19 protein-coding genes are annotated in these 9,844 nt (G+C 54.7%); all 19 read right to left on the bottom strand.

What is annotated here, in order from left to right:
- Window positions 1–2 precede the first annotated feature (2 nt).
- Window positions 3–140 carry a DUF7302 family protein gene (locus QP868_RS02245; RefSeq protein ID WP_284925004.1) on the bottom strand — a complete coding sequence of 46 codons (138 nt, stop codon included), beginning with the start codon at window positions 138–140 and terminating at the stop codon, window positions 3–5.
- On the bottom strand, window positions 127–1,062 hold the full coding sequence (locus tag QP868_RS02240; RefSeq protein WP_284925003.1) for a phage major capsid protein: 936 nt from the start codon (window positions 1,060–1,062) through the stop codon (window positions 127–129). Before QP868_RS02240 ends, QP868_RS02245 begins: the two co-directional genes overlap by 14 nt.
- Window positions 1,063–1,079: 17 nt before the next feature.
- Window positions 1,080–1,544 carry an alanine--tRNA ligase gene (locus QP868_RS02235; RefSeq protein ID WP_284925002.1) on the bottom strand — a complete coding sequence of 155 codons (465 nt, stop codon included), beginning with the start codon at window positions 1,542–1,544 and terminating at the stop codon, window positions 1,080–1,082.
- Window positions 1,545–1,661: 117 nt separating this feature from the next.
- The gene (locus QP868_RS02230; RefSeq protein ID WP_284925001.1) at window positions 1,662–1,994 is read right to left on the bottom strand and encodes a hypothetical protein; all 333 of its coding nucleotides are present in this window, start codon (window positions 1,992–1,994) and stop codon (window positions 1,662–1,664) included.
- A gap of 6 nt (window positions 1,995–2,000) precedes the next feature.
- Window positions 2,001–3,224: a VG15 protein gene (locus QP868_RS02225; RefSeq protein ID WP_284924999.1), complete on the bottom strand. Its 1,224-nt coding sequence runs from the start codon at window positions 3,222–3,224 to the stop codon at window positions 2,001–2,003.
- Window positions 3,211–4,521 carry a phage portal protein gene (locus QP868_RS02220; RefSeq protein WP_284924998.1) on the bottom strand — a complete coding sequence of 437 codons (1,311 nt, stop codon included), beginning with the start codon at window positions 4,519–4,521 and terminating at the stop codon, window positions 3,211–3,213. The genes QP868_RS02225 and QP868_RS02220 overlap by 14 nt, the downstream gene beginning before the upstream one ends.
- A gap of 104 nt (window positions 4,522–4,625) precedes the next feature.
- Entirely contained in the window at window positions 4,626–6,071 is a 1,446-nt protein-coding gene (locus tag QP868_RS02215) for a terminase large subunit domain-containing protein (protein ID WP_284924996.1), read from the bottom strand.
- Complete coding sequence (locus QP868_RS02210) at window positions 6,034–6,294, bottom strand: hypothetical protein (protein ID WP_284924994.1); 261 nt, start codon at window positions 6,292–6,294, stop codon at window positions 6,034–6,036. The genes QP868_RS02215 and QP868_RS02210 overlap by 38 nt, the downstream gene beginning before the upstream one ends.
- Window positions 6,295–6,438: 144 nt before the next feature.
- A complete protein-coding gene (locus QP868_RS02205) occupies window positions 6,439–6,738 on the bottom strand; it encodes an HNH endonuclease (protein WP_284924993.1) in 300 nt (99 codons plus the stop codon).
- A 109-nt stretch (window positions 6,739–6,847) separates the two neighbouring features.
- Window positions 6,848–7,561 carry a hypothetical protein gene (locus tag QP868_RS02200; RefSeq protein ID WP_284924992.1) on the bottom strand — a complete coding sequence of 238 codons (714 nt, stop codon included), beginning with the start codon at window positions 7,559–7,561 and terminating at the stop codon, window positions 6,848–6,850.
- Window positions 7,548–7,805 (bottom strand): hypothetical protein, encoded by a 258-nt coding sequence (locus QP868_RS02195; RefSeq protein WP_284924990.1) that lies wholly within the window; start codon window positions 7,803–7,805, stop codon window positions 7,548–7,550. Before QP868_RS02195 ends, QP868_RS02200 begins: the two co-directional genes overlap by 14 nt.
- A gap of 34 nt (window positions 7,806–7,839) precedes the next feature.
- Window positions 7,840–8,127 carry a hypothetical protein gene (locus QP868_RS02190; protein WP_284924989.1) on the bottom strand — a complete coding sequence of 96 codons (288 nt, stop codon included), beginning with the start codon at window positions 8,125–8,127 and terminating at the stop codon, window positions 7,840–7,842.
- A gap of 9 nt (window positions 8,128–8,136) precedes the next feature.
- A complete protein-coding gene (locus tag QP868_RS02185) occupies window positions 8,137–8,496 on the bottom strand; it encodes a hypothetical protein (RefSeq protein WP_284924988.1) in 360 nt (119 codons plus the stop codon).
- Window positions 8,493–8,681: a hypothetical protein gene (locus QP868_RS02180; RefSeq protein WP_284924987.1), complete on the bottom strand. Its 189-nt coding sequence runs from the start codon at window positions 8,679–8,681 to the stop codon at window positions 8,493–8,495. The genes QP868_RS02185 and QP868_RS02180 overlap by 4 nt, the downstream gene beginning before the upstream one ends.
- Complete coding sequence (locus QP868_RS02175; protein ID WP_284924985.1) at window positions 8,678–8,836, bottom strand: hypothetical protein; 159 nt, start codon at window positions 8,834–8,836, stop codon at window positions 8,678–8,680. The genes QP868_RS02180 and QP868_RS02175 overlap by 4 nt, the downstream gene beginning before the upstream one ends.
- A 101-nt stretch (window positions 8,837–8,937) precedes the next feature.
- On the bottom strand, window positions 8,938–9,096 hold the full coding sequence (locus QP868_RS02170) for a hypothetical protein (RefSeq protein ID WP_284924983.1): 159 nt from the start codon (window positions 9,094–9,096) through the stop codon (window positions 8,938–8,940).
- Entirely contained in the window at window positions 9,093–9,257 is a 165-nt protein-coding gene (locus QP868_RS02165) for a hypothetical protein (protein WP_284924980.1), read from the bottom strand. The genes QP868_RS02170 and QP868_RS02165 overlap by 4 nt, the downstream gene beginning before the upstream one ends.
- The gene (locus QP868_RS02160) at window positions 9,254–9,391 is read right to left on the bottom strand and encodes a hypothetical protein (RefSeq protein WP_284924978.1); all 138 of its coding nucleotides are present in this window, start codon (window positions 9,389–9,391) and stop codon (window positions 9,254–9,256) included. Before QP868_RS02160 ends, QP868_RS02165 begins: the two co-directional genes overlap by 4 nt.
- Window positions 9,388–9,597: a hypothetical protein gene (locus QP868_RS02155; RefSeq protein WP_284924977.1), complete on the bottom strand. Its 210-nt coding sequence runs from the start codon at window positions 9,595–9,597 to the stop codon at window positions 9,388–9,390. Before QP868_RS02155 ends, QP868_RS02160 begins: the two co-directional genes overlap by 4 nt.
- Window positions 9,598–9,844 lie beyond the last annotated feature (247 nt).

Here is a 9,844-nt window from a genome sequence, read left to right as displayed (position 1 = left end):
CCTTACTTACGTGAGCGTGGGCGTTTCGATTCCTTCTCACTTGCTGGTTTATCGACTGGCTCATACCCGCCAATGTGCTCAGCAAGAGATTCGGGAATGTCCACGACGACGCCGGTTTTCGTATTCTTAAGCCTCGGCATTAGCGCCAGCCTTTACGACGGCGAAACGGTCCGCGAACACGTGCCAGCCGTACACGATTTCCAGGCGCAAAGCGATCTGGTTTGAACGCTTCAAGTCACCCTGACCGTCAGGGTCACCAAAACGGATAAGTTCAACCGGCAGTTCACGCTGCACACCCCAGCGCACACCGTTCGTGAAGTCACCAACAATGGCACGTACCTTCGTGTCCTCAGCTTCAGGCTGACCAGACACAGTGTTGCCCTGGGCGGCGCGAATACCCATGAAGTCAGTCACGTTCGTACCGAACCCGAGGCCCGGGTAACGCTGAACGCCAGAAGGGTCACCGTTGGCAAGCTTCGTCTGCAACGAAGCCAACTCCCACGACATCTTAGGGTCAAGGGCGATACCGTTCACACCCCACGTTTTAGGGGCGTTCACGATCAGGCCGATCGCTTCACGAATCGTCTTGTCCGCTTCGACACCACCAGCAAGCTCCACGGTCTTATCCGTGCTTGCCAAATAGTTGTCCCACGACTCAATTGGCTTACCGGTCAGCGGGTTAATGCGGTGGTACAGGCCAAGGTCAAGGGCGCGGGCCAGGGCTACACGTCCAGCGTCAGCAAGGTCACTGAAAATGGACAGCTGGTAGTCCTCGGAGGCCCACTGGACTTCTTCGTTAAACCGCATAGTGACCTGCGCCTTGCGGGGCTTCGCAGTCACAGATGTGTAACCGCCAGTGGTTGCGGACTTCTTCGCGCCTTCCTCGATGAACTCTGCCTTCGGGAAGTCGTTAAACACGATGTAGTCGGTTTCGCCGAAGCGCTGAGGTTCACGGTTGGACAACTGGGCGACAGTCGATTCGGTGCGGGTTTCTTTGATCATGCCGTCCGCAATGTTGCGGGGCATGAGCACTTTCGCTTCTTTAGTGCTGAAAATAGCCATGACACGTCTCCTTTTGTTTACTGGCTAAAAAGTTTCTTCACAGTTGCGCGAACATCACTGTCAGAACCGTCCCCTGCTGGTTTCATGTGCCCTGTGGGAACGACCGGGCCGGATTTGATTAGCGATTTCAACGATTCCGCGTGAGAACGAATGTCATCTTCTGTGGTTCCGCGTAGCACACTGGCTGGAACACCTGTGTCTTTTGCTACCGTGTTCTTCCACTCGGTGACTTGCTGCGCTGACTTCAACTCATCGAGTTCAGCTTTCGTGCTCTCGAACTGTTTGCGCACCTTGTCTAGTTCGGACTGGTTCGCGTCTTCCAGTTCGTCGAGCTTTTCAGCTTTCGCTTTCAAGTCGTTGTAGTCAGCGTATTTTTTACGTTCTCTTGCTAACCGGTCACCCACAATCCTGTCCAAGTCAGCTTGTGTGGTGATCGGGTTGAACTCGTGTTCTTCTTCACCGGCGTTCTGCTTATCGCTCATGATGTTCCTTCCGCGTAGACGCGTACACCCGCCTCATACCCCCTGGCGGTAAAAAGGGGAAAACAAAACCCACCCAGAAACCCGGGTGGGTTCAATATCTTTATCTGCTGTATGTGGCTACGAGACAGGCTCTGAGGCTGTAGCGCTCTTCTTCGCTCGAATCTCGTCTTGGCACTCCATGAACTCTTCAAACTCCTGTTCAAGAACGAACTCTTCACGAAGATCACGGAACTGCTCAACCAAATGATCCGGCCAAAGAATTTTGAGGTTCATAGATGCATGCACCATTCCAAGCAAAGCTGAAATAGTCTCCCGGTTGCGAATATCTAAATCAGTCGCAGGAAAGGCATCATCGTCCAACTTCAGCTCCGAAAGAAGGAGCGCACGAACACCCAAAGTTAAGTTATCCAGCTCATCTGGCTCCCACGCCAACTTCACAGCAGAATTCACCTCTTGTCAACGCTGGGGACAAAAGCAAGTCAGTACTTTCATTTTACCAGTACTCTGCTTAGAAGCTCCTACCAAAACTTTGAAGCCATTTACAACCCGAGTAAACGTCAAACGTCCAGTAACATCGTCTTCCACAACAAGCTCAGGATGCCGTAAAACGGCCTCCGCCGCTTCAACGATGTCGTGTTTCGTCCAGTCAACAGGAAACGGTGTACCACCGTTCACCCACTCATAGCCCGGCAAGTGTCCGCCACGGCCATCAAACCCGTAAAGGATGTGGTTCCACGCCTTTGCTGACAACTCCGGCAGATCATCCGACCACGACGACGGCACCGCATCAGGACGCGACGGCGGAATCCGACGGGCCAAAGCCTCATGACCATAATGGCCGCGCTTCGCCTCCCTAGCCCGGTCCTGCCTCTTCCTGCGCCACACATTCAGGTCAATCGACCCATCCGAAGTGAACTCTCTACGCTGACGCATCTTCCCGTCCGTGTAGTCATCCGGGAACATTTCACGCGCCTGCCGAAGAACACGCGCCGTGAACTCGTCACTCGTCTCCCCTACCCCCTGGGCAGGAACACTCGCACGTGCTCTCTTGTACCTTCGATGATCCGCCTCCGGGTCATACCCATCAATATGCGCCTTCTCTGCATCCCACGACGGCACCACCGAACAATCGCAATTCGAATGCTGCGACGCAAGCCCCTTCGCCTCAGACGTGTACACCCACCCGCGAGACGACAAAAACGAACACCACGAACACGTCATCGGAGGACGCGGAACCAACGCATACCTGACCGTCACAGTGTCCTTCACACCCAACTGCCAAAGCGTTGACATCTCCGCATACTTCACATGCCGACCAATAGCACCATGAAGAGCACCAACCGTCATAGCCGGGTCGCCACCAAAAAGGAACTTCGCAGCGTAACGCACATTATCGCGCACCACACCATCCGGCACCGGGTCACCTAAAACAATAGGGAAATCAACCGCACCAGGAACGTCCTTCGCACGCATTTGCAAGTACCAGTCAGCCGCCGCAGCAGCCGCACCATCACCATACTTACGCACAAGAACCGGCACGGCCTCTAATAGAACGTTACGAACTACCCGTGGGTCTTTACGCTCAACAGCAGAAAACACTGCCACAAGTTCACGCTGAGCTTTACCAATAAGCGTGTTCCTCGCATGAACCAACAACTCAATGTCATCACGCGTCGGCATTACCCACACCATCAACAAGAGGTTGTGCTGGCTCAGTTGTGAGCGCATCAATCAACGCCCCACCATCAGCCCGGCGTTTATCCGACATGATCCGTTCCACCTCGTCGGCGTCAAACACCTGCTCCAACAGCACGGGCCACTTCGCCAAACTCTCCATATCCGACGCGAGTTTCTGCACCGCATCAGCCTGCGCGGACAACGAACGGAACTCAGGATCAGCAAACCTCACCGACAACTTCAACACTTCCGGCGGTGGTGTACTCAACCCATCACGCACCATCACCGCCAAAGACGCAATGTCCTTCACCGTCTGGGCGTGAACAAACTTGTTGTGGTACGTCGCATCAATCAACAAATCATGCTCAGCCGCCCTGATCGCCTCAGCCGAAGCAGGTTGATCATGCACAATCCCCAGAGATGAAGCTGGGATATACGTCTCACCACTAAACGCCATCGCCACAGTACGCAACATGTCACCATGCGGCTGCATCGACGCCTGTGATAACTGTTGTAACGCCGGTTTGTCCCCGTTCTCGTCAGTCGTGATACCCAGCACGCGATCCAATGCGAGTTTAAACTTCTTCGCTTCAGACTCAGATAGTGCTTCGAACGCGTCCTCAGACAGCCCTAGCAAGGCGATCTGCGGGGCCGAATACAACTCGGCGTTGCCTTCCATGCGGACGTATGTGCGCACCGCCGTGTCCGTTAACGCCATTACCGACCTGGTGATACGCGACCTGCCCAACGGTTTACGCAACTGCGGATCATTCGTCACCGGGACCGCTAACACGCGACCAATAAAATTAGGCCACTGGTCCACACTCCACAAATACTCACCGTCTTTGCGTGCAATGATCACCTTGTCAGGCAAATACACTGTCAGAACAGACGGGCCGTACTCGTCAAGCTCAGAAATCGTGAGCGCTGACTCTAACCTGCGTGTCCCGTAATCCCACACCGCAGCGCACGCCTCAGCAGAATGCGCTTGAATCTGCACGTCCCCGCGCTCATCTTTAAACACGGTGACAAGACTCATGCCGTGCGTGTACGCGGACACGATAGCCTGGCCGAACTCCAAGTGGAACCGGTTTCGCGTGAACACGTCGTTCAGTTCAAGCGGGTCATCAGTACCAGGCAGGCGGATGCCGTCGAGCTGTGAACGCATCGCTGGTTTGCGTACCGCCTGCGTGGCCCAACCTAAATAAAACTCAGCCTCCTTCAACTGCGGGGGTAGCGCGATACCCAAATCTTTAAACGTCTGCTCCGTGTCGTAATACAGCGACCGTTTAAAATTCATTAACTGTCGCTGGTCCCACACACGCAACAACCGACGCACAGTAGCTGAATCATCATCCGACAAGCCAGGAAACATGAAAGATTCCGGCCTGAACGTTTCAAGCATCATAAGAACCGTTGCACCTTCCCTGGTTTCCTCTTACTGTTCTTCGCGCCCCAAAACGCGAGAGTCACAGCATCTAAAAACGCTACAGACCCTTCCTCGCTGACAGGCTCCCACCCGAATCCGCCAGCGCGCCCAATTAGACGCTTGCCTGCGCATTCCACCTGCTCGTCAAGCTCCGGCTGGCCGGAATGCGACACCGTACCGCCAACCACGGCGCGCTCAAACTCTGAATGAGCCGTAATCACCTGATCTAACGACGGGGTAATAATGATTTGCTTGCCCACGTGGGCGTCACGCAAAGCGTTCACCAGGTACCCCACACCAGCCTTACCGTCAACCACAATCTGGGCCACCTGGTTCTTACGCTCCACAAGAAAATCAACAAGCCACTGCGTCCCGTCAGACATGGGGGCCTGCTTAATCGCCTCAACGAAAATCGGCCCATCAGCCGGTTTCACGGCACCAGCCAACGCCACGTGCGAACCGTCAACAGTGAACTTCACACCAAACGATTTCACTCCATCAACCGGCGAAGCGGACGCACGCTTACCCCACACGTCCATGTGAAACGCACGCTCGCGGGAACTTTTCTTATCCCACACTCCCAGCGCCTCACGCATAAACGACTCAGACCCCAACAGTTTCCGCAACCGCAACATCGACGTCTCAGGAGTCCTACCAGGAAACGACGGGTTAGCCTTACGCCACTGCCCCCGGTCATCAAGGTCGCAACCACTGTCAGCCGAAAACTCCGCATACAACGTGTCAACATCTTCACCAGACAGCGCTGAGTCGCGACGCTCAGAAAACACCTCGCCCGGGTCAACCGGACGCGGAGGCGTACCCATCATGACAACAAGACCATTAGGCGCAGCATTCGTAGCCGGGGCCATGTCCTCCATGGCCTTCTCAGTGAGAATCTGCGCCTCATCCAACACAAGCACATCCACCTGCGCGAACCCACGCCCAAAACCCTGCTCACGTGCACCAAACAAGATCCGCGAACCATTAGTGAACTCAACCTCTTGCTCACCATTAGCCCGCCTAATCGAACGCACAAACGGGGCAACCTCGCCACGCTGGGCCAACCCCGTCATCGACGTGAACGTTTCCTTGTGCGTCCTAGAACGGTGCGCCGACCAAATCACCAACGTGCCAGGATCAATAATGCACAACGCGAACACAATCGCCCCGACAGTAAACGTTTTACCAGTCTGACGGGGGATAGAAAACACTGCGCCACCCACACCACACGCGTACTGCCCATCAGCGCGACACCCCAACAAGGCAGTACCCAGACCATGTTGCCACCGGTCCAACCTAATCCCCATACGATCAAGCTGGCGGTCAACCAAAGGCATGCGCGTAGAAACAATCCCATCCGGCAAAACCAGATGAGACGCAAGCTCAGATAGCTTCAGGTCGCCACGTCGTGTTTGCGTCACCAATCGAAGCAACCTCCGCCAACTCAGACTCCTGCGCTTCCTCCACCTCAATCTCCCGGCTAATCTCCATCAGCCGACGGGTCAACGCAGCCAAATCACGAGGTGAAGTCGAATCATCATCAATCACCTTCGCCAACCGCTTCCGCATCGCCAACAACTCACCAAGACGATCACCGCGACGAGTAGCCGCCGAAACAGTCGTCACACGCTTACGAGTAGCCAAAATAAACCTCCAAAAAAGTCAAACCAACACGCGAAAAAAACAAAACCACTAGAAACCGATACCCACCGGTATTTCATTGGGGAGATATCGCTATGCAACGGGGCCCTGCGGGGTTTCTGGTGGGGTACCGGGTGCCCCCTGGGGTTACCAGTTGTGTGCGGTGGCTGGGGCCCTGCGTTGTGGTGGTTGTGTTTTGCGTCGCCCGTTGCTTTTGCGGTTGTTGCACCATCGGCATAGGACGGTGAGGTTTGTGGTGTCGTCGGTGCCGCCGTGTGAGTGGGGGATGATGTGGTCGGTTTCGGCGCTGTTTGGTTGGTGGGGTTCGTCGTAGTTGAGGTGGGTTCCGCAGTTGGGGCAGTTGGTAATACCGTCGCGTTGTGCTTGTTTGAGTATTGTGGCGCGGTTGCGTAGGTATTTGCTTGTGCCTGTGCGTGAGGTTGCCATTGGTGCAACCTCCTGGTGTGTGGGTACGCAAAAGGCCGACTCGAAAGCGAGTCGGCCCTACTGACACTTTTTCTAGTTAATCTCATCATAGGTTTTTGTGGTCTTGGGGTCAAGCTACTTTGATCTTGCCTGCTTTGGCCATGCGAGTAAGCACTTCATCGACGACGAAGACTGGTCTGCTCCCGTCCATGGCGACGATGTCGAGGCCTTCAAGGTGTCCGAGTGTCCCGCGTTCACGGGCCCGCTTGTCTTCCCGCCATGCGGATGTGATGGACTTGGCCGTGACTTCTAGGCCGTGGCAGTCGCGGAGGATGATGGATACTTCCTTCGCGGTGCCTTGCTTTTTCAGGGTCTTAGCCTTCAGCTCATCCCTGAGTGTCTTAACCTGCTCCACTCTCCCATCGGGCAGGACTACAGTAGCTTGCCCGTGTCTGGCGTAGATCATCTGCCCAGCATGGATGCCAAGGAATACACGGTCATCTATGGTGTCGACGAACCTGCGGATTGCTTGGCAGGCTTCCCGGATTTCGGTAATGAAGTCTTCCCTGGCTGGGTGGGCCTCGAGGAAGTTGGCTGATTGCCATAGCCACCCAGCGATGCTGAGTGTCTCGTCCTCGCAGTCGATTCGCCTAGGTTGCTCCTCGGATACCATTTTTGCCCAAGATACAAGGGTGGCATGGAGTCTCGCCTTGGCTTCAATGAGTGCGTACTTTACTGGCTCCTTCCATTCCATGGACCTGGCCTCACTGGATTGTCTCGACGGCACAGGTTCGGCAAGGTTGAGCGTGTCATGAACAAGGTCTAGGCATTCAGTGATTTTCACTCTCGACCCCTTCGATCAGGTGGGTGAGGTTGTTTGGTAGTGTCATGCCTCGCCTTTTGGCAGTCATGGCTGCAAGCTGGTTTCGTTCCTGCTGCATGTCTGCCAGGTGGAGGATCGCGTGGGCGACTCCTGCGATGGCGTGGATTGTGCTGAGGTCGCGGGTGGCTTCCTTGATGTGTTTTGTTGCTTTGATGGCGTTTATCATCGGCGTTCCCTTAATTTGTTGAGCATTCGGCATGCCCATGCGAGGGCGTGTGCGGCGAGGATGATGATGCGTTCTATGAGTCGCATGGTTCGCCCCTTAACCCCCATGCAATGTAGCGTTCCAAGCTCGTGGTCTCGAATTGTTTGAGCATCACTTGTCCTTCCCCGTGTGTTTCCACACCCGTCATGTACATGGCTGCGAGGATTTCTCCGAGGTCGAGGATGTCTGAGTGACCGGTGTTGAATGTGTTGCCTTCGGGTACTTTGTGTCGCGTGAAGTACTCGAATTCAATGTTTCCGTCAATGCGGATTGCGTAGCCTTCACATTCGCCGTCCATGAGTCTCAGTGTTTCGATCAGCATTCTGGTCTCCTAGTGTTCGCACGTGTCTGGTGTGGTGTTTTTGGTGGCGTACATGATTTCCCGGGCCAGGTGTTCCGCGTAGTCGATCACGGCAGGGCTGTCTGTGTATTCGTCCACTCGGGCAATTTCCCTGGTGATGTTGAACATGGCGGCTTCTAGTTGCCCGTTCGTGAAGTTCTTGTGCTTGATTTCGAACCTGGCGGGGGCGAGCTCTTGAATGAGGTTCGTGAGGATTTCCTTTGCGTCCTTTCGTCGCCCTTTGTAATCGGCTAACCGTACGTCCATGGTTTCGAACGCGTTCTCAAGAATGTCTGGTGGTGCTTGGTCAATGAGCGTGTTGAGTTGGTCAATCAGGTTTTCAGTGGTCATGAGAGTTCTTTCTCGAGTGTTTCGGTGATGTTGTCTACGACTTCGTCTACGCCGTTGCCGTAACTGGTGTCGTCCATGCCTTCATCAAGGAGGGCCTGCCAATAGTTGAGGTCGCGTGTGACCCGGTGTAGGGCCGTGCGCAGTCGCCCTTCGTCGGCTTGGTTGATAAGCCGGTCAATGTTCATGGTGTTAGCCTTAGTTCTTCTTCAAGAATCCCGGTAATGTCTTCGGCGAGTAACCGGCGGTGGTGGTTACCCCCGTATGCGGTTTCGTGTTCCACCACGTCAATAATTCGGGTGATCGCGGAGTACAGCTGGTCTGCCTCTGAGTGGTATGCCATGTCGTGCAGACTGTGTGGGCCTTTTGGAATTTGTTTCGGTGGCGGGTACACCGAGAGCCACCCGGCCTGCTCGAGTAGCTTCTCGTTCTTCTCGTCCTTGTTCATTCCAAGCCTGTTTCTATGATGCTCATGAGGTCCTCAGCGAGGTCTATTCGTGGCTGTATGACCTCGTAAACTATTTCTTCGTGTATGTAATCGGCCACGGCTTTAAGAGTGTCGCGCAGTTGCTGTTCCGTGGCGTGTTTGATCAAACTGTTCATTCGCAGTCTCCTTTGCTTTGGGTCATATACACATAGACGAGGGCTTCAAAGATTGCCCACTCCCAGGTTGGTGACGCGGCGGTGGTGAGTTTCCCTTTACTGTCGCGGTAGAGCGTGTACCACCAGTTCATGCCGTTTTGCTTGTACACGATTGGCTTCATACTTCCTCCGGCATATTTGCTCTGAATCCAATTGCCTGCGGGCCAGCGTTTTCGACCTGCGCGTCAGTCGCGGAATACTGAGATTCTGGCTCGTCGTTCTCAATGTCAAGAGAGATCGTGAAACTAATCCTCATGGTCGCCTTTTCTCTGTTCTCTTTCGCGCCGCTTCAATCTCTTCTGGTGTCGCCTTCCTGACGTGCACCGGGAACTCTTCTGGCCATTCCAGCTCCCAGTCCCTGACACCCATCTGCGAGCCGTCAATATACGCATTCGACATGTCTCCCATGCTTGATGCCCACCGCATTTTTGCCGAGCTTGGCCGGTCGCGATGTGACTTCACTGCGCCATCACGGTGTTTCGATACACCTCGGTTAGGCTCATACTCATACACTTCACCGCCTGGCTCTCGCCTGCGCACTGGTTTTCTCATGCTTTCCCCCACGGTTTCCCCTTAAACCTGGACACAATGAACTTCCCTTCTTTGATAGGGAATCTTTCAAGTAGCTTTTCCGCTTCCTCGTACGTGGCGCATACCGGAGATACTCTGACCCAGTTATTTCGCCTGCCCATGCGAGGGGCACTGTCCG

Source organism: Brevibacterium sp. UMB1308A, assembly GCF_030230605.1.
Classification (GTDB): Bacteria; Actinomycetota; Actinomycetes; order Actinomycetales; family Brevibacteriaceae; genus Brevibacterium.
This window is presented reverse-complemented; position numbering and strand designations above follow the sequence as displayed.

Coding starts and splice junctions, on each gene's coding strand:
- QP868_RS02190 (WP_284924989.1), bottom strand. CDS start 8,127: ATGCTGATCGAAACACTGAGACTCATGGACGGCGAATGTGAAGGCTAC.
- QP868_RS02185 (WP_284924988.1), bottom strand. CDS start 8,496: ATGACCACTGAAAACCTGATTGACCAACTCAACACGCTCATTGACCAA.
- QP868_RS02180 (WP_284924987.1), bottom strand. CDS start 8,681: ATGAACATTGACCGGCTTATCAACCAAGCCGACGAAGGGCGACTGCGC.
- QP868_RS02160 (WP_284924978.1), bottom strand. CDS start 9,391: ATGAGGATTAGTTTCACGATCTCTCTTGACATTGAGAACGACGAGCCA.
- QP868_RS02245 (WP_284925004.1), bottom strand. CDS start 140: ATGCCGAGGCTTAAGAATACGAAAACCGGCGTCGTCGTGGACATTCCC.
- QP868_RS02175 (WP_284924985.1), bottom strand. CDS start 8,836: ATGGCATACCACTCAGAGGCAGACCAGCTGTACTCCGCGATCACCCGA.
- QP868_RS02195 (WP_284924990.1), bottom strand. CDS start 7,805: ATGGGCATGCCGAATGCTCAACAAATTAAGGGAACGCCGATGATAAAC.
- QP868_RS02225 (WP_284924999.1), bottom strand. CDS start 3,224: ATGCCGACGCGTGATGACATTGAGTTGTTGGTTCATGCGAGGAACACG.
- QP868_RS02170 (WP_284924983.1), bottom strand. CDS start 9,096: ATGAACAGTTTGATCAAACACGCCACGGAACAGCAACTGCGCGACACT.
- QP868_RS02240 (WP_284925003.1), bottom strand. CDS start 1,062: ATGGCTATTTTCAGCACTAAAGAAGCGAAAGTGCTCATGCCCCGCAAC.
- QP868_RS02220 (WP_284924998.1), bottom strand. CDS start 4,521: ATGAATTTTAAACGGTCGCTGTATTACGACACGGAGCAGACGTTTAAA.
- QP868_RS02205 (WP_284924993.1), bottom strand. CDS start 6,738: ATGGCAACCTCACGCACAGGCACAAGCAAATACCTACGCAACCGCGCC.
- QP868_RS02165 (WP_284924980.1), bottom strand. CDS start 9,257: ATGAAGCCAATCGTGTACAAGCAAAACGGCATGAACTGGTGGTACACG.
- QP868_RS02235 (WP_284925002.1), bottom strand. CDS start 1,544: ATGAGCGATAAGCAGAACGCCGGTGAAGAAGAACACGAGTTCAACCCG.